Source organism: Pseudarthrobacter chlorophenolicus A6 (assembly GCF_000022025.1).
In the GTDB taxonomy this organism is placed as follows: Bacteria; Actinomycetota; Actinomycetes; order Actinomycetales; family Micrococcaceae; genus Arthrobacter; species Arthrobacter chlorophenolicus.
In genome coordinates this window covers 3436745-3453231 of record NC_011886.1, presented here as the reverse complement: position 1 = coordinate 3453231, position 16487 = coordinate 3436745, and the positions used below count along the sequence as shown (strand labels likewise).

Here is a 16487-nt window from a genome sequence, read left to right as displayed (position 1 = left end):
AGCACAAGACACCGGAAAGAACCATCATGAATGACGTAGCAAAGGCGCTGGGCAGGCTCGGAGAGCTTGCCATCGAGGTCCCTTCGTGGGCCTATGGAAATTCAGGCACGCGGTTCAAGGTGTTCGGCACGCCCGGCACGCCGCGCACGGTCCAGGAGAAGCTGGCCGACGCCGCCAAGGTCCATGAGCTGACCGGGCTGGCGCCCACCGTGGCGCTGCACATCCCGTGGGACAAGGTGGATGACTACTCCGCCCTGAAGGACTACGCCGCAGGCCTGGGCGTTGGCCTGGGCACCATCAACTCGAACACCTTCCAGGATGACGAGTACAAGTTCGGCTCCCTGACGTCCTCCAACGAGGCCGTCCGCCGCCGTGCCATCGACCACCACCTGGACTGCATCCAGATCATGCACGCCACGGGCTCCCGCGACCTGAAAATCTGGCTGGCGGACGGCACCAACTACCCGGGCCAGGACGATCTCCGCGGCCGCCAGGACCGCCTGGCCGAGTCCCTGCAGGAAATCTATGCCGCCCTGGGGGACGAGCAGCGCCTGGTCCTCGAGTACAAGTTCTTCGAACCGGCTTTCTACCACACCGATGTCCCGGACTGGGGCACCTCCTACGCCCAGACCCTGGCGCTCGGCGAGAAGGCGTTCGTCTGCCTGGACACCGGCCACCACGCGCCGGGCACCAACATCGAGTTCATCGTGATGCAGCTGCTGCGCCTGGGCAAGCTCGGTTCCTTCGACTTCAACTCGCGCTTTTATGCCGACGACGACCTGATCGTGGGTGCCGCCGATCCGTTCCAGCTCTTCCGCATCATGCACGAGGTGATCCGCGGCGGCGGCTTCGGCAAGGATTCGGGCGTCGCCCTCATGCTGGACCAGTGCCACAACCTCGAAGAGAAGATCCCGGGCCAGATCCGCTCAGTACTGAACGTCCAGGAAATGACAGCCCGCGCGCTGCTGGTGGATACCGCAGCGCTCAATGAGGCCCAGCGCGCCGGGGACGTCCTGGCCGCCAACGGCATCTTCAACGATGCCTTTTACACGGATGTCCGCCCGGCACTGGCCGAGTGGCGCGAATCCCGCGGCCTGCCCGCCGATCCGATGGCCGCCTACAAGGCCAGCGGCTACCAGAAACAGATCAACGAGGACCGCGCAGGCGGCCAGCAAGCCGGATGGGGCGCATAACTCTCATGACCACCAACAAGACTGTCGAAGACCTGATTTCCCGTTCCAACCGCCTGGGCGCGGACAAACGGAACACCAACTTCGCCGGCGGGAACACCTCCGCGAAGGGCACCGAGAAGGACCCCGTCACCGGCGAAGACGTCGAACTCCTGTGGGTCAAGGGCTCCGGCGGAGACCTCGGCACGCTGAAGGCCCAGAACCTGGCGGTGCTGCGGTTGGACCGGCTGAACGCGCTGAAGAACGTCTACCCGGGCGTGGAGCGCGAAGACGAAATGGTGGCCGCCTTCGATTACTGCCTGCACGGCAAGGGCGGCGCAGCCCCCTCGATCGATACCGCCATGCACGGCCTGGTGGACGCCGCACACGTGGACCACCTGCACCCGGACTCGGGCATCGCCATCGCGACGGCGGTGGACGGCGAGGCGCTGACCACCAAGATCTTCGGTGACAAAGTGGTCTGGGTTCCCTGGCGCCGTCCCGGATTCCAGCTGGGCCTGGACATCGCTGCGATCAAGGACGCCAACCCGCAGGCCATCGGCACCATCCTGGGCGGCCACGGCATCACCGCCTGGGGCGCCACCAGCGAAGAAGCAGAGCAGAACTCGCTGTGGATCATCGACCAGGCCGAAAAGTACATCAGGGACAACGGCAAGGCTGACCCCTTCGGCGCCAGGCTCCCGGGCTACGCAGCCCTGCCCGAAGCGGAGCGCCGTGCCAAAGCCGCAGCCCTGGCACCGGTGATCCGCGGCCTGGCCTCCACGGACAAGCCGCAGCTGGGGCACTTCAGCGATGACGCCGTCGTCCTGGACTTCCTCGAAGCTGCCGAGCACCCGCGCCTGGGCGCCCTGGGCACCTCCTGCCCGGACCACTTCCTGCGCACCAAGGTCAAACCGCTGATCCTGGACTTGCCGGCCGACGCCTCCATTGAGGACTCGATCGCACGGCTGCACGAACTGCACGCCGACTACCGCGAGGACTACCAGGCCTATTACGACCGGCACAAGGACGCGGACAGCCCGGCGCTGCGCGGCGCGGACCCGGCCATCGTGCTGGTCCCCGGTGTGGGCATGTTCTCCTTCGGCGCGAACAAGCAGACCGCCCGGGTGGCCGGTGAGTTCTACATCAACGCCATCAACGTGATGCGCGGTGCCGAGGCGATTTCCACCTACGCCCCCATCGAGGAATCCGAGAAGTTCCGGATCGAGTACTGGGCGCTGGAGGAAGCCAAACTGGCCCGGATGCCCAAGCCCAAGTCGCACGCAACCCGCATCGCACTGGTCACCGGTGCGGCATCCGGGATCGGCAAGGCCATCGCCACCCGCCTCGCCGCGGAAGGCGCCTGCGTGGTCATCGCCGACCTGAACCTTGAGAACGCACAGAAGGTGGCCGAAGAACTCGGCGGGCCGGACGTCGCCGTCGGCGTCCAGGCGGACGTGACCGACGAAGCGCAGGTCGCGGCAGCGATCGACGCCGCTGTCCTGGCGTTCGGCGGCGTGGACCTGGTGGTCAACAACGCCGGCCTGTCCATCTCCAAGCCGCTGCTGGAAACCACCGAAAAGGACTGGGACCTGCAGCACAACGTGATGGCCAAGGGCTCCTTCCTGGTGGCCAAAGCCGCCGCGAAGGTCATGATCGCCCAGGGCCTGGGCGGGGACATCATCTACATCTCCTCCAAGAACTCCGTGTTCGCCGGGCCCAACAACATCGCCTACTCCGCCACGAAGGCAGACCAGGCCCACCAGGTGCGCCTGCTCGCCGCGGAGCTGGGCGAGCACGGCATCCGCGTCAACGGCATCAACCCCGACGGCGTGGTCCGCGGCTCCGGCATCTTCGCCGGCGGCTGGGGCGCCAAGCGCGCCGCGGTGTACGGCGTGGACGAGGAGAAACTGGGTGAGTACTACGCCCAGCGCACCCTGCTCAAGCGCGAAGTCCTGCCCGAGCACGTGGCCAACGCCGCCGCCGTCCTCACCAGCAACGAACTGTCCCACACCACCGGCCTGCACATCCCCGTGGACGCCGGAGTGGCCGCAGCCTTCCTCCGGTGAGTACGTTGTCACACGATATCGACGGCGCGGATAATGCCCCTGGCGTGTTCGCCGCCGTCGATATCGGCGCCTCGTCCGGCCGCGTCATGCTCGGCCGTGTTTCGCCGGAGTCCGGGGTGTCGCTGGAGACCGTCCACCGCTTCCCCAACGGTGTGGTGGAGATCGACGGCGGCCTCCGCTGGAACTTCGACGCCCTCTTCGCGGAGGTGCTTGCAGGCCTCCGCACGGCCGCGACGGTGGCCGCAGGGCAGGGCGAAAGGATCGCAAGCATCGGCATCGACACCTGGGCCGTGGACTACGGCTTGGTGGACGCTGGCGGGAACCTGGCGGCCCAGCCGTTCAGCTACCGCGATGACCGCAGCCGGGCCGCCGTAGAGCCGGTCCACCGGACACTGGACCCGGAGCGGCTGTACGCCACCACGGGGCTGCAGTTCCTGCAGTTCAACACGATTTACCAGCTGGCCACCGAACCGGACCTCGGCGGGCTGCAGGCCCTCCTGATCCCGGACCTCATCGCGTTCCTGCTCACGGGGGCCCGCAGGACCGAGGCCACCAACGCCTCCACCACCGGATTGTTCGACGCCGTGGCGGGGGAGTGGGCCACCGAATTCATGGCTGCGCTGGGCCTGCGGAAGGACCTGTTCCCGCCGCTGATCCAGCCCGGCGAGGCGTACGGCGCCCTGCTCCCGGCCATGGCCGAAGAGGTGGGACTGCCCTCCGGCACCCTTGTGGTGGCCGTGGGCTCGCACGACACCGCGTCCGCCGTCGCTGCCGTCCCCGCTGATACAAACGGCGACGGCGGAGACTTCGCCTACGTCTCTTCCGGCACCTGGTCCCTGGTGGGCCTGGAGTTGCTGCACCCGGTCCTCACCGAAGCGAGCCGGGAGGCGAACTTCACCAACGAACGCGGCGTGGACGGCACCATCCGCTACCTGCGCAACATCGGCGGGCTCTGGCTGCTCAGCGAATGCCAGCGCACCTGGGCATCGGAAGGGTTCCAGCCGGACCTGACTGCCCTGCTGGCCGCAGCCGCCGCGCTGCCATCCGGCGGGCCGCAGATCAACGCGGACGATCCGTATTTCATCGCCCCGGACAACATGCCCGAACGTATCCGTGCGGCAGTTCGGCGCACCGGCGAAGTGCTGCCGAACGATCCTGCAGCCATTACCCGGTGCATCATGGACAGCCTCGCTGCCGGATACGCCCGGACCCTGGCCGACGCTGAACGCCTGGCTGACCGCTCGGTGGGCGTGGTGCACGTGGTGGGCGGCGGATCCCAGAACGCGCTGCTGTGCCAGCTCACGGCCGATGCCACGCGGCGCCCGGTCATCGCAGGACCTGTGGAAGCGACAGCCCTGGGCAATGTGCTGGTGCAGGCCCGGGCCGCCGGTGCTGTGACAGGCGGGCTGCCTGAGCTGCGCCGGATCATCGCCGCCGGAGCCAGCCTGCGCCGCTACGAACCCGCCGGCTTTCCCGTTACCGCCTCGCAGAATTGAACCCATGAAAATCGCACTCTTCGCCACCTGCATCGTGGATGGCATGTATCCGCGGGCAGCCCAGGCCACGGTGGCGGTCCTGGAACGGCTGGGCCACGAGGTGGTCTTCCCCAAGGGGCAGGCCTGCTGCGGGCAGATGCACGTCAACAGCGGCTACTTCAAGGAAGCCGTGCCCGTGGTGGCCAACCACGTCCGGGCCTTCGAATCGGAGGACTACGACGTCGCGGTGGCCCCGTCCGGATCCTGCGTGGCGTCGGTGAAGCACCAGCACCCCATGGTGGCCCGCCGCGCAGGGGACGCCGGGCTCGAGGAGCGGGCCGCCGCCGTCGGGAAGAAAACCTATGAGCTGTCCGAACTGCTGGTGGACGTCCTGGGCGTCACTGACCCTGCCGAACAGCTGGGCTCCTACTTTCCGCACACGGTGACGTACCACCCGTCCTGCCACGGCATGCGCCTGCTCAAGCTCGGCGACCGGCAGGCCGGCCTGCTCCGCGGCGTGAAGGGCCTGGAACTGCTGGATTTGCCCGAGGCAGACCAGTGCTGCGGGTTCGGCGGCACATTCTCCGTGAAGAACGCTGACGTTTCGTCGGCGATGCTGGCGGACAAAGCGGCGAACATCCGCAGCACCGGGGCGTCCGTGTGCGCCGGCGGGGACTACTCCTGCCTGATGCACATCGGCGGCGGCCTCTCCCGGCAGGACTCAGGCGTGGCCACCCTGCACCTGGCGGAAATCCTGGCCAGCACCGAAGCCGCACCCGTCACCGTTCCAGGACCCGCCGGACAACCCGTGAAAGTGGTGGTCAAATAATGTCCCGCACCGCACTTGGCATGCCCGGCCTGCGGCCCGGCTCCGGCAACCTCTTCGCCGAGGAGAAGTTCCCCTCGGCCGCCCGCCGCGAGCTCGGCAACAGCCAGCTCCGCCGGAACCTGAAGCACGCCACCTCCACCATCCGCACCAAGCGCCTCAACGTCACCGGGGAACTGCCGGACTGGGAAGAACTGCGTGAGGCCGGCAGCGCCCTGAAGACCTCCGTCATGGCCCGGCTCCCCGAACTCCTGGAAGCCTTCGAAGCCAACGTCACCGCCCGCGGCGGCACGGTGCACTGGGCCCGCGACGCCGATGAAGCGAACCGCATCATCCACGACCTGGTCAAAGCCGAGGGCGTGGACGAGGTAGTCAAGGTCAAGTCGATGGCCACCCAGGAAATCGGCATGAACGAATACCTCGAAGAGCACGGCATCGCCGCCTACGAAACGGACCTGGCCGAGCTCATCGTCCAGCTGGACCATAACAAGCCCAGCCACATCCTGGTCCCCGCGATCCACAAGAACCGCACCGAGGTCCGGGACATCTTCCTCAAGGAAATGCCCGGCGTCGATCCGGACCTCACGGACGAACCGCGCCGCCTCGCCATGGCCGCCCGCGCCCACCTGCGCGCCAAGTTCCTCACCGCCAAGGTGGCGATCTCCGGGGCAAACTTCGGCATCGCCGACTCCGGGACCCTCAGTGTGGTGGAGTCCGAAGGCAACGGCCGCATGTGCCTGACCCTGCCCGAAACCCTCATTACGGTCATGGGCCTTGAGAAGCTGCTGCCCACGTTCTCCGACCTTGAGGTGTTCCTGCAGTTGCTGCCGCGCTCCTCCACCGGCGAGCGGATGAACCCCTACACCTCGCTCTGGACCGGAGTCACGGAGGGCGACGGTCCGCAGAAGTTCCACGTGATCCTGCTGGACAACGGGCGCACCAACGCCCTGGCCGACGAGATGGGCCGCTCGGCCCTGCACTGCATCCGCTGCAGCGCCTGCATCAACGTCTGCCCCGTCTACGAACGCACCGGCGGCCACGCCTACGGCTCCACCTACCCGGGCCCCATCGGCGCCATCCTCTCGCCGCTGATGACCGGCGTCGAAGCCGAGGAAAACGGTTCGCTGCCGTACGCGTCCTCGCTCTGCGGCGCCTGCTACGACGCCTGCCCCGTCAAGATCAACATCCCGGACATCCTGGTCCACCTCCGCGGCAAGGATGTGGACGCCCACCGCGGCGGCCTCCCGTCGCAGCTGGACGTCGGGCTCAAGGCGGCCTCCTGGGCGCTGTCCGACGGACGCCGGCTGGGCGCGGTGGAAAAGCTGCTGCCCCTGGGCCGCGCCGCCGCCGGCAAGGACAAGAAGATCAAGAAACTGCCCGGCATCGCCGCCGGCTGGACCCAGAGCCGCGACATCCCCGCGCCCCCGTCCCAGTCCTTCCGCGACTGGTGGGCCAAGGAGCACAAGGAATCATGAGCACCCGCGAACACATCCTGGCCGCCGTCCGCACCGCGCTGCAGGACGCCCCCGCCGTCCCGGACGTCCCCAGGGCCTACCGCCGGGACGGAAACCTCAACGCGCAGGAACGCATCGACGTGCTGGTTGACCGGCTCGAGGACTACAAAGCCGGGGTCACCGTAGTGGATGAAGCGGACGTGCCCGCCACCATCCAGGGACTCCTCGCCGGCGCGGGCTCCTACGTCGTGCCCGCCGGCCTGGACCCGGCCTGGCTCGCCTGGGAAACGGAACCTTCCAGGGTGACGTACGACGGCGGCCCCCACGGCGCGCGGTCCGTCACCGAACTCGACGCAACGGACGCCGTCGTGACCTCCAGCGCGGTGACCGTCGCCGAATCCGGGACCATCATCCTGGACGGCAGCCCCGACCAGGGCCGCCGCGCCATCTCGCTGATCCCGGACCACCACATCTGCGTGGTGCACAGCCGCGACATCACCCAGATTCTCCCCGAAGCACTCCGCCGCCTGGACGGCACCCGCCCGCTCACCATGATCAGCGGACCCAGCGCCACCTCGGACATCGAACTCGAACGCGTCGAAGGCGTCCACGGGCCACGCCGGCTGGACGTCATCATCACCAGGCAGTCCGGGAACCTTCCCGCGTCATAGGATCAAGCCATGCCCCTCTTCGACCTTCCCCTGGCCCAGCTCCGCGGGTACGCCTCCGACGTGACACCGCCCAACGACCTTGCGGCGTTTTGGGACACCACCATCGACGAGGCGCAGGCCTTTCCGCTGGAGGCCACCTTCGAACCTGTCGAGAACTACCTCACCCTCATCGACACGTTCGACGCCACGTTTGCCGGGTACGGCGGGGCGCCCATCAAAGGCTGGCTGCACCTGCCGGCCAACCGTGAACCGGGTGCACGCCTGCCCGTGGTGGTCCAGTACGCCGGCTACTCCGGCGGCCGCGGCCTGGTCAACCAGGACACCCGGTGGGCCCAGGCGGGCTACGCGCACTTCATCATGGACACCCGCGGACAGGGCTACGGTGGCCTCATCGGCGATACGCCGGACCCGCACCCGTCCGCAGGGGACGTAGCGCACGCCGGACTGATGACCCGGGGCGCCGGAAGCAAGGAAGACTACTACTACCGGCGCGTCTACGTGGACGCCTTCCGGGCCGTGGAGGCCGCCCAGTCCCACCCCGCCGTCGATCCCCAACGCGTGGTGCTGGCCGGCGTCAGCCAGGGCGGCGGCATAGTGGTGGCCACCGCAGGCCTCGCGGCCGGAAGGCTCGACGGCGTCATCGCCGCGCTGCCGGACGTCCCCTTCCTGCAGGACTTCCCGCGCGCCATCGACATCACGCCCCGCGGCCCCTACCCGGAAATCGCCCAGTTCCTGGGCCGGCACCGGGACCGCTACGACTCCATCCTCGCCGTGCTGCGGTATTTCGACGGCGTCAACCTGGCCCGCTGGGCCACCGTGCCGGCGCTCTACTCGGTGGCGCAGATGGATGACGTCTGCCCGCCGTCCACGGTCTTTGCCAGCTACAACGCCTACGGCGCGGGGGACACCGGTTCGTCCGGAACCGGGGCGGCCAAGGAGATCGAGGTCTACCGGTTCAACAACCACGAGGGCGGCCAGGAACACCAGTGGATCAGGCAGCTGCAGTTCCTGCGGAAGATCCTGGGGTAACCCGCCCCCAACCCAACTAGGTAGCAGTAGATGTCGTTTTGGAGCCTCAGAACGACATCTACTGCTACTTAGTTGGGATCGATTTGGCGGTTCGGCCGGCGTGAGCCTAAGGTCTTCCCATGACTAACCGTTGGTATGCGTATTTTTCGTTGGCTCTGGAGGGGCCCGCGTCTAACTGACACGCATCCAATTTTCCTTCAGAGCCAACAGGGCAGAGATCATTCTCTGCCCTTCGCCGTTTCTCCGGCGGGTTCTGAAATCCGGGCCCGCTTCCCATCTGGAACAGGACCCGAACATGAGCACCGCAACAGCCGCAGCAGCACAATCCACCTCGAACCTGCGCGTCAGCGAATTCACCCCGCTGCCCACCCCTTCCGAACTGATCGCGGACCTGCCCCTCGACGCACAGGCCGCTGCCGTCGTCGAACGCGGCCGCGATGAAGTCCGCGCCATCATGGACGGCGTGGACGACCGCCTGCTGGTGATCGTGGGACCGTGCTCCATCCACGATCCCAAGGCCGGGCTGGAATACGCCCGCCGGCTGGTCAGCCAGGCTGAGAAGCACAAGGAAGACCTGCTGATCGTCATGCGGACCTACTTCGAGAAGCCCCGCACCACCGTTGGCTGGAAGGGCCTGATCAACGATCCGCGGCTGGACGGCAGCCACGACATGGTCACCGGCCTGCGGACCGCACGCCACTTCCTCCAGCAGGTCACCGCCCTGGGACTGCCGACGGCCACCGAGTTCCTCGAACCGATCAGCCCGCAGTACATGGCGGACCTCATCTCCTGGGGCGCCATCGGGGCCCGCACCACGGAGAGCCAGATCCACCGCCAGCTGGCATCCGGCCTGTCCATGCCCATCGGCTTCAAGAACGGGACCGACGGCGGCCTGCAGGTTGCCATCGACGCCTGCGGTGCCGCCGCGGCAGCCCAGGCGTTCCTGGGGATCGACGGCGACGGCCGGGCCGCGCTGGTGGCCACCGCCGGCAACCCGGACACGCACGTCATCCTCCGCGGCGGGCGCAAGGGGCCCAACTACTCCACGGCAGACGTCGAAGCGGCCTCCGCCACCCTGGCCGGCAAGGGGCTGAACCCGCGCCTGATCGTGGACGCCAGCCACGCCAACAGCGGCAAGAGCCACCACCGGCAGGCGGAAGTGGCCCTGGAAATCGGTGCACAGCTTGAAGAAGGCGGCCCGGCCGCCCAGGCGATCGCCGGCGTCATGCTGGAAAGCTTCCTGGTGGGAGGCGCCCAGAACCTGGACGTCGTGGAGCACGCGGCCGGCCGGGATGAGCTGGTCTACGGGCAGAGCGTCACGGATGCGTGCATGGAGTGGGACGTCTCGGCGTCGGTCCTGGAGCAGCTGGCCGCCTCAGCCCGGAAGCGCCGCGGCTGACGGAGGCCAGTGGGAAGGGTGGGACGCCGGGCAAATAGGGGGACCCTACTACTTTCACTTCTGCCACAGGAACATCTAGAGTATCTGGATAGGTGGTTGGTGGATGGCTCAGCATCGGAACACCGCATTTGGTACGAACCTGGGGTCCACTGTGTCCATCCGTCAGCAAAGGAAAATAGGGAAATGTCCGCAGAACAGAACTTCTCGAACGCGAAGTTCCTGACCGTGGCAGAAGTTGCCGAGGTCATGCGCGTCTCCAAAATGACCGTCTACCGCCTGGTCCATTCCGGTGAAATGCCGGCAGTCCGCTTTGGCCGCTCCTACCGTGTGCCCGAGACTGCCGTGGACCAGTACCTCAAGGGCGCCGTAGTGGACGGGCACGCAGGCACCGCCTGAGCCAGTCCCGCCGCATATCCGGTATTTCTGCCGGTGGTCGCGGGGCCGGTTAGAAGCCGCCCCCCGGAAGCGGTACCCTGTTAAGGAACGTTTTACGTCATTGTAAGAATCTGTCAGTTGTTCAGTTCGTAGCTTTGTCCGCGGACCATTTCCATCAGACAGGTACTGCATCTAGTTTGTAAGGAACTTTCGTGGGTTCAGTTATCAAGAAGCGTCGCAAGCGTATGGCCAAGAAGAAGCACCGCAAGCTGCTTCGCAAGACCCGTCACCAGCGCCGCAATAAGAAGTAGAGATACTTCGAACAGCGTGGAAATGCCCGCCGCCTTCCGAGGTGGCGGGCATTTCTGTTCTTGCGGGGACTTTGCCGGCCTCACGCCCGCGGGCCGCGGATCCTTGCGAAGCCCTTCCACAGGCCGTAGACGGCGCCGCCCATGGTTGCAGCCTTGAGGCCGAAGGTTGCAGCCCGCCGGCCGGCGCGGAAGTCGTAGACCGGCCAGTTGTTGTCCCGTGCGTGGCGGCGCAGCTTGGCGTCCGGGTTGATGGCCACCGGATGGCCCACGAGGGACAGCAGCGGGATGTCGTTGTAGGAGTCGCTGTAGGCCCAGCAGCGCTTGAGGTCCAGGTCCTCCTCGTCGGCGATGCCCTGCACCGCCACCGCTTTGGCAGAGCCGTGCAGGATGTCTCCCACCAGCCTGCCGGTGTACATCCCGTCGGAGACCTCGCCCACCGTTCCCAGCGCGCCGGTCAGGCCCAGCCGGGTGGAGATGACGGTGGCAACTTCAATGGGCGTGGCGGTGACCAGCCAGACGCGGCGGCCCACCCTGAGGTGCTGTTCGGCCAGTGCCTTGGCCCCGGGCCAGATCCGCGAGGCGATCATTTCGTCGTAGACCTCTTCGCCCAGCGCCTTGATGTCATCGACGGCGATGCCCGCAGCGAGGGTGAGCGCGGAATCGCGGACAGCGTGGACGTCGTCGATATTCTCGCCGCGGGCCACGAACTTGAACTGCTTCCAGGCGAAGCCGGCTGCCTCGGCCAGCGTGAACGCCCCCCGCTGGTGCATTTTCCGGGCAACATGGAAAAGGCTGGCCCCGCGCATGAGGGTGTTGTCCACATCGAAAAACGCTGCCTCGCCCGGCTGCGGCGCAGCGACCGGCCGGGTCACAACGGCGACGTATTTCTCCTCGGGCATGGACTTGAGTCTAGTCAATCCACCGGGCCGCCGCGGCCGGCATGCCGGGCGTGGTGTGGGCGCGCTTCAACGGCGCTACCGTTAAAGCATGCCCACACCCCACGTTGTCCTGGTCACCAAAGCGAACTGCCACCTGTGCGAGGACGCGCGCGACGCCGTCGGCAGGGTTACAGCCGCACTGGGCCTGACATGGAGCGAAGAGTTGGTGGACAACCAGCCGGAACTGCGCGAACGCTATGCGGAGGAAATCCCCGTGGTCCTGGTGGACGGTGTGCAGCGCGACTTTTGGAAGATTGACGAAGCCCGGCTGGAACGCGTCCTGCAGCGGGCCATGGCGCAGTAGGGGACCGGTCCGACGTGAAGGTACCTGCTTTGTTGGCACCGGCGATGGGGCTCTAGAGTGGAGGCACAACGCGATGCAAGGGAGGGGCTGGTGACTTCGCTGGACTCAACTCCCCAGGCTGTCCCGGACCTGCCGGACGCCACGGGTACGCCAGCCAAGCAGATTCCGCCCGCAGCGGTGGCACGGCTGACGATCTACCTCCGCGCCCTCAACACCCTGCTTGCCGACGGCATCGAGCGGGTGTCCTCCGAATCACTGGCCGAAGCCTCCGGAGTGAGCTCCTCCACCCTCCGCAAAGACCTCTCCCACGTAGGGTCCTACGGCACCCGCGGAGTGGGCTACGAAGTCCAGTACCTGAGCCGCCACATCGCTGCCGCACTGGGCCTGACGCACGACTGGAAGGTGGCCATTGTGGGCGCCGGCAACCTGGGCAAGGCCCTGGCCCGGTATGGCGGGTTCGAGTCCAGGGGCTTCGACGTGGTGGCAATCTTCGACGCAGACGAGATGGTGGTGGGAAACGAAGTGGGGTGGCTGCGGGTCAGCGATGTCGCAGACCTGGAGACGGTGCTGCACCGGACCGGAGCCAACATGGTGGTGCTGGCGTTGCCGGCATCCGTAGCCCAGGGAGTCTGCGACCGTGTGGTGGCGGCGGGCGTGCGGAGCGTCCTGAGCTTCGCCCCCGTGATGCTGCAGGTCCCTGAGGGGGTCAACCTGCGCAAGGTGGATATGGCCACCGAACTGCAGATCCTTGCCTACCACGCACAACGGGCGCAGGCCCCGGAGCAGACTGCCTAGAAACCGGCAGGTCCGGAACCCGCGCCCGCGGGAGTGGAAACTATAGCGTCAGCGGCCGTACGGGCTGCCGAAACCGCCACCGTAAGGGTTGGCGAAGGGCTGCTGCTTCCGGAAATACGGTGCCGAGGCCGGCAGGTACAGCAGCACGATGGCCGCGATGCCCAGGACGGTTCCGAGCGTGCCGATTGTGGGGATGCCGAACAGTCCGAAGACCGACAGGCCTGCGAAGACCGTTCCCAGAATGCGCGCCCAGTTCTTGCCCTTGCGGACAAAGAAGGCCACCAGGAAGTACAGGCCTGCGCCCAGGATGGCGAACACCACAAGGGTTCCGCCAATGAAGCCCTGGACGTCGTCGTAGGTCACGCCGGTGGCGCCGCTGGACTCCATCTGGTCTTCGAACGTCTGGCGGAACACGGGGTCGTTCAGCTGGCCGAGGCCCGTCAGCATGGAAATCACGAAGATGGCCGCCGCCGCGAGCAGCAGCCAGAAGGAAATGTTGACCAGCTGGGGAACGCCGTTGCTGCCGGCCGGCTGGGGCTGCTCGGACGGGTAGGGGGACTGACCGTAGGGCGACTGGCCGAACTGCTGCCCGCCCGGGGGGTTCTGGCCGAACTGTTGTCCGTAGCCCTGGCCGTACTGCTGGCCCTGCTGCGGTGCGTTCTGCCCGTACTGGGGAGCGTTCTGACCGTACTGGGGCTGGCCTTGGCCCTGCTGCGGAGCGTTCTGGCCGTATTGGGGTGCGTTCTGCCCGTACTGCGGAGCGTTTTCGCCAAAGCGGGGCGGCTGGTTGCCGGCATCGCCGTTAGTGTTCGGGCTGCCGGAGTCTGAGCTGCCGGAGCGGGGATCGTTGGAACCCGGAGGCGGGACAGGGGGAGTGCTCATGAGCGGTCCTTTTTCATGTCGGGGTACAGGTGGTTTGCCGAGGATCGGTCCAGTGCCCCTACCCCCAGCATGACTTAAGACCACCGTACCCCCGGCCGCCGCCCTTGGGGATCATTCGGAAGAGGTATTCCGGCGAGGACTTCCGCGGAACCAGGCCTGTGCCTTCGGCAACCACATCAGGACGGTTGCCGCCAGCGCCACCACGAACGCCACCCAGTTCCCGGCCTGGCCGGTGCCGGCGAAGCCGTTCACCACGGCGAGGCCAAGGGTGATGGCCGCCAGCACTGTGAGGGCCACCCGCGCCCAGGACCGCCCTGCCTTCATCTTGAGCGCAAAGACCATCTGGGCTGCCCCCACTGCCGCGGCCAGCAGCATCAGCAGCACTACGCCCACGGCGGCCGCCGGTGCAGCGGCGAACAGGACCAGCGAAGCCAGCATGCCCAGCAGGCCACCCAACAGGGACAGCACACCGCCAACAAACCAGATCCAGAAGGCGACTTTCAGCTCAAGGGGCAGTCCGGCGAGGGAAAACATCGCGGCAGCCCCGCTGCGGGGAGCGCTGGGGGAGTTGCTCATGGCGTTCACTGTAGCGCCGTCGTCGTGCATTGCCGGGCCTTGCCTTTTCGCGCCGCACGGCCTGGGCCGGCCGCTGCGTCAGGGCCCTTGCTTAAACAGGAAACCCCGGCCCGCCCTGGGGGCGGCGCCGGGGTTTCTCCCGAAAGGTTCGCTGCTTAGGCGGCGGGGGCGATGAAGGCCAGTTCCAGGTTGATGGCAACCTTGTCGCTGACCAGCACGCCGCCGGTCTCGAGGACGGCGTTCCAGGTCAGGCCGAAGTCCTTGCGGCTGATGGTGGTCTCTGCGGAGACGCCGGCGCGGGTGTTGCCGAAGGGGTCAACGGCCACGCCGTTGAATTCGGTTTCGAGGGTAACGGGGCGGGTAACGCCCTTGATGGTGAGGTCACCAGTCAGTTCGTAGCTGTTGCCCTTGGCCACCAGGCCGTTGGAGACGAAGGACATTTCCGGGAACTTCTCCACGTCGAAGAAGTCCTCGCCCTTGACGTGGCCGTCCCGGTTGGCGTCGCCGGAGTCGAAGCTGGCGGTGTTGATGGTGGCGGCGATCTTGGACTGGGCTACGTCCTCGGCGAGCTCAAGCGTGGCGGTGGCGTCGGTGAACTGCCCGCGCACCTTGCTGATGCCGGCGTGCCGTACGGTGAAGCCGATTTCGCTGTGGGAGTTGTCCAGGGTCCAGGTGCCGGTGGTGACGTCTGCGGGAAGTGCCATGATGTTGCTCCTTGTTGTCTGCGTGCCTGCGGGGGTTCTGCTGTTGAAGCTTCATCGGTTGAAGTCTCAACTAACTTGCTGCATCCAGTATAAACATGCATTTGCATCTTTTGTTCCCGCCTTCGGAACATTTCTTCAAAAACTTCAGTTCTACTCTTTGTAGAAGATTTCGGATCGCAGGCCATCTTTGAGAAACTGGTAAACATGCCCCAAGCCACTGTCCATCTGCTCCGCCACGGCGAGGTCCATAATCCCGACGGCGTTCTGTACGGACGGCTGCCCGAATTCCACCTCTCCGCACTGGGGCGGGAGATGGCCCGCATGCTTGCCGGGCACTTCCGGCAACAGGTGGAAGCCGGCGCCAGGATCACCTATCTTGCCGCCTCTCCGCTGGACCGGGCCCAGGAAACGGCGGCCCCCACAGCGGAAGCACTGCGCCTGCAGATCCACACCGACGCCCGCATCATCGAAGCCGAAAACTACTTCGAGGGCATGAAGGTCAGCAAGGCCGAACTTCGCCGGCCCAAGCACTGGCCGCGCCTGGTCAACCCGCTGCGGCCGTCCTGGGGCGAACCGTACAAACAGCAGGCATCCCGCGTCATGGAGGCGGTCCAGGAAGCACGCCTGCGCGCCATCGATTTCGCCGGCGGCGACTACGGCACCAACGGCCCTGAAGCCATCATGGTCAGCCACCAGCTCCCCATCTGGGCCACCCGCCTCAGCGCGGAGGGCAAACCGCTCTGGCATGACCCGCGGAAACGCGAATGCACCCTCACCTCCATCACGTCCCTGGTGTTCGACGACGACGGCCGCCTCCTGCGCGTCCAGTACAGCGAGCCGGCGGCGTCCCTTCTTCCCGGTGCCGCCAGCACCCCCGGAGCCTAAGCAGTGACCCACAACAACCTGACCTCGCGCCGCAGCGTACTGGCTGCCGGCGGCCTCGCCCTTACCGCTCTCACCGTGGGCCTTTCCGGCTGCACCCAGGAAGACGCCCTGGCCAAGCAGGCGAGGGCCGGCGACAACAAGAACTACGTGGCCGGCGACGGCTCCGTCACCGAGTTCGCCGCCGCTGACCGCAAGGACGCCATCCAGGTCAACGGCACCCTCTTCAACGGCACCACGGTGACCCCGGCGGACTTTCAGGACAAGGTGACCATCCTGAACTTCTGGTTCGCTGCGTGCGCCCCGTGCCGGGTGGAGGCACCCATCCTCGAGGAGCTCCACCAGGAGTTCAAGGACCAGGGCGTGCAGTTCTTCGGCGTCAACCTCCGCGACGAGAAGGCAACCGCGGAAGCGTTCGACAAGACGTTCAAACTCACCTACCCCAGCTTTGACGACAAGGACGGCGGCGTCCTGCTGTCCGTTTCCGGGCTGGTTCCTCCCGGCGCGGTCCCCACCACCCTGGTCCTGGACAAGCAGGGCCGCGTGGCTTCCCGCGTTCTGGGCGAAATCCAGAAGGGCACCCTGAAAGCCCTGATCACCGCCGCCGTGGCTGAGTAGCGGCGGCGCG

The 16487-nt window shown here is 66.8% G+C and carries 18 protein-coding genes; 14 read left to right on the top strand and 4 right to left on the bottom strand.

What is annotated here, in order from left to right; translation table 11 throughout:
* Positions 1–26: 26 nt before the first annotated feature.
* The 10 genes from rhaI to ACHL_RS23850 all read left to right on the top strand — a co-directional run bounded on the left by rhaI (position 27) and on the right by ACHL_RS23850 (position 10778).
* Positions 27–1193, top strand: a complete 1167-nt coding sequence (rhaI, locus tag ACHL_RS15610) for an L-rhamnose isomerase (protein WP_015938264.1) — start codon at positions 27–29, stop codon at positions 1191–1193.
* Positions 1194–1198: 5 nt separating this feature from the next.
* Complete coding sequence (locus ACHL_RS15605) at positions 1199–3238, top strand: bifunctional rhamnulose-1-phosphate aldolase/short-chain dehydrogenase (RefSeq protein WP_043794131.1); 2040 nt, start codon at positions 1199–1201, stop codon at positions 3236–3238.
* On the top strand, positions 3235–4734 hold the full coding sequence (locus ACHL_RS15600; protein ID WP_015938262.1) for a rhamnulokinase: 1500 nt from the start codon (positions 3235–3237) through the stop codon (positions 4732–4734). The genes ACHL_RS15605 and ACHL_RS15600 overlap by 4 nt, the downstream gene beginning before the upstream one ends.
* A gap of 4 nt (positions 4735–4738) precedes the next feature.
* A complete protein-coding gene (locus ACHL_RS15595; RefSeq protein WP_015938261.1) occupies positions 4739–5542 on the top strand; it encodes a (Fe-S)-binding protein in 804 nt (267 codons plus the stop codon).
* Entirely contained in the window at positions 5542–7014 is a 1473-nt protein-coding gene (locus tag ACHL_RS15590; RefSeq protein WP_015938260.1) for a LutB/LldF family L-lactate oxidation iron-sulfur protein, read from the top strand. The genes ACHL_RS15595 and ACHL_RS15590 overlap by 1 nt, the downstream gene beginning before the upstream one ends.
* The gene (locus ACHL_RS15585; protein WP_015938259.1) at positions 7011–7664 is read left to right on the top strand and encodes a LutC/YkgG family protein; all 654 of its coding nucleotides are present in this window, start codon (positions 7011–7013) and stop codon (positions 7662–7664) included. Before ACHL_RS15590 ends, ACHL_RS15585 begins: the two co-directional genes overlap by 4 nt.
* Before the next feature lie 9 nt (positions 7665–7673).
* Positions 7674–8693 (top strand): acetylxylan esterase, encoded by a 1020-nt coding sequence (locus ACHL_RS15580; protein WP_015938258.1) that lies wholly within the window; start codon positions 7674–7676, stop codon positions 8691–8693.
* A 295-nt stretch (positions 8694–8988) separates the two neighbouring features.
* Complete coding sequence (locus tag ACHL_RS15575; protein WP_015938257.1) at positions 8989–10092, top strand: 3-deoxy-7-phosphoheptulonate synthase; 1104 nt, start codon at positions 8989–8991, stop codon at positions 10090–10092.
* A 183-nt stretch (positions 10093–10275) separates the two neighbouring features.
* On the top strand, positions 10276–10488 hold the full coding sequence (locus ACHL_RS15570) for a helix-turn-helix domain-containing protein (protein WP_015938256.1): 213 nt from the start codon (positions 10276–10278) through the stop codon (positions 10486–10488).
* A 191-nt stretch (positions 10489–10679) separates the two neighbouring features.
* Positions 10680–10778: a 30S ribosomal protein bS22 gene (locus ACHL_RS23850; protein WP_003792170.1), complete on the top strand. Its 99-nt coding sequence runs from the start codon at positions 10680–10682 to the stop codon at positions 10776–10778.
* Between the two features lie 80 nt (positions 10779–10858).
* Here the strand turns inward: ACHL_RS23850 and ACHL_RS15565 are convergent, their stop codons facing one another.
* Complete coding sequence (locus ACHL_RS15565; protein ID WP_015938255.1) at positions 10859–11677, bottom strand: HAD family hydrolase; 819 nt, start codon at positions 11675–11677, stop codon at positions 10859–10861.
* 88 nt (positions 11678–11765) lie between these two features.
* On the opposite strand from ACHL_RS15565, the gene ACHL_RS15560 reads away from it, so the two are divergent.
* Both ACHL_RS15560 and ACHL_RS15555 read left to right on the top strand, forming a co-directional pair.
* Positions 11766–12020 (top strand): glutaredoxin family protein, encoded by a 255-nt coding sequence (locus ACHL_RS15560; RefSeq protein WP_015938254.1) that lies wholly within the window; start codon positions 11766–11768, stop codon positions 12018–12020.
* 90 nt (positions 12021–12110) lie between these two features.
* Positions 12111–12815 carry a redox-sensing transcriptional repressor Rex gene (locus ACHL_RS15555; protein ID WP_015938253.1) on the top strand — a complete coding sequence of 235 codons (705 nt, stop codon included), beginning with the start codon at positions 12111–12113 and terminating at the stop codon, positions 12813–12815.
* Positions 12816–12863: 48 nt separating this feature from the next.
* Here ACHL_RS15555 and ACHL_RS15550 read toward each other — a convergent pair whose 3' ends face one another.
* The 3 genes from ACHL_RS15550 to ACHL_RS15540 all read right to left on the bottom strand — a co-directional run bounded on the left by ACHL_RS15550 (position 12864) and on the right by ACHL_RS15540 (position 14977).
* Positions 12864–13697, bottom strand: a complete 834-nt coding sequence (locus tag ACHL_RS15550) for a heme-copper oxidase family protein (RefSeq protein WP_015938252.1) — start codon at positions 13695–13697, stop codon at positions 12864–12866.
* 111 nt (positions 13698–13808) lie between these two features.
* The gene (locus ACHL_RS15545) at positions 13809–14273 is read right to left on the bottom strand and encodes a hypothetical protein (RefSeq protein ID WP_043794774.1); all 465 of its coding nucleotides are present in this window, start codon (positions 14271–14273) and stop codon (positions 13809–13811) included.
* 155 nt (positions 14274–14428) lie between these two features.
* The gene (locus tag ACHL_RS15540; RefSeq protein WP_015938250.1) at positions 14429–14977 is read right to left on the bottom strand and encodes a YceI family protein; all 549 of its coding nucleotides are present in this window, start codon (positions 14975–14977) and stop codon (positions 14429–14431) included.
* A 204-nt stretch (positions 14978–15181) separates the two neighbouring features.
* Between ACHL_RS15540 and ACHL_RS15535 the strand changes: the two genes are divergently transcribed.
* Both ACHL_RS15535 and ACHL_RS15530 read left to right on the top strand, forming a co-directional pair.
* Positions 15182–15862: a histidine phosphatase family protein gene (locus tag ACHL_RS15535; protein WP_015938249.1), complete on the top strand. Its 681-nt coding sequence runs from the start codon at positions 15182–15184 to the stop codon at positions 15860–15862.
* A gap of 3 nt (positions 15863–15865) precedes the next feature.
* Positions 15866–16477: a TlpA family protein disulfide reductase gene (locus tag ACHL_RS15530; RefSeq protein ID WP_015938248.1), complete on the top strand. Its 612-nt coding sequence runs from the start codon at positions 15866–15868 to the stop codon at positions 16475–16477.
* The last annotated feature ends 10 nt before the right edge of the window (positions 16478–16487 follow it).

What these genes read in the sequence shown, in the direction of transcription:
- ACHL_RS15560 (WP_015938254.1), top strand. Translation starts at nt 11,766, where the DNA reads ATGCCCACACCCCACGTTGTCCTGGTCACCAAAGCGAACTGCCACCTG.
- ACHL_RS15565 (WP_015938255.1), bottom strand. Translation starts at nt 11,677, where the DNA reads ATGCCCGAGGAGAAATACGTCGCCGTTGTGACCCGGCCGGTCGCTGCG.
- rhaI (WP_015938264.1), top strand. Translation starts at nt 27, where the DNA reads ATGAATGACGTAGCAAAGGCGCTGGGCAGGCTCGGAGAGCTTGCCATC.
- ACHL_RS15575 (WP_015938257.1), top strand. Translation starts at nt 8,989, where the DNA reads ATGAGCACCGCAACAGCCGCAGCAGCACAATCCACCTCGAACCTGCGC.
- ACHL_RS15580 (WP_015938258.1), top strand. Translation starts at nt 7,674, where the DNA reads ATGCCCCTCTTCGACCTTCCCCTGGCCCAGCTCCGCGGGTACGCCTCC.
- ACHL_RS15605 (WP_043794131.1), top strand. Translation starts at nt 1,199, where the DNA reads ATGACCACCAACAAGACTGTCGAAGACCTGATTTCCCGTTCCAACCGC.
- ACHL_RS15545 (WP_043794774.1), bottom strand. Translation starts at nt 14,273, where the DNA reads ATGAGCAACTCCCCCAGCGCTCCCCGCAGCGGGGCTGCCGCGATGTTT.
- ACHL_RS15585 (WP_015938259.1), top strand. Translation starts at nt 7,011, where the DNA reads ATGAGCACCCGCGAACACATCCTGGCCGCCGTCCGCACCGCGCTGCAG.
- ACHL_RS15595 (WP_015938261.1), top strand. Translation starts at nt 4,739, where the DNA reads ATGAAAATCGCACTCTTCGCCACCTGCATCGTGGATGGCATGTATCCG.
- ACHL_RS15590 (WP_015938260.1), top strand. Translation starts at nt 5,542, where the DNA reads ATGTCCCGCACCGCACTTGGCATGCCCGGCCTGCGGCCCGGCTCCGGC.
- ACHL_RS15535 (WP_015938249.1), top strand. Translation starts at nt 15,182, where the DNA reads ATGCCCCAAGCCACTGTCCATCTGCTCCGCCACGGCGAGGTCCATAAT.
- ACHL_RS15550 (WP_015938252.1), bottom strand. Translation starts at nt 13,697, where the DNA reads ATGAGCACTCCCCCTGTCCCGCCTCCGGGTTCCAACGATCCCCGCTCC.
- ACHL_RS15570 (WP_015938256.1), top strand. Translation starts at nt 10,276, where the DNA reads ATGTCCGCAGAACAGAACTTCTCGAACGCGAAGTTCCTGACCGTGGCA.
- ACHL_RS15540 (WP_015938250.1), bottom strand. Translation starts at nt 14,977, where the DNA reads ATGGCACTTCCCGCAGACGTCACCACCGGCACCTGGACCCTGGACAAC.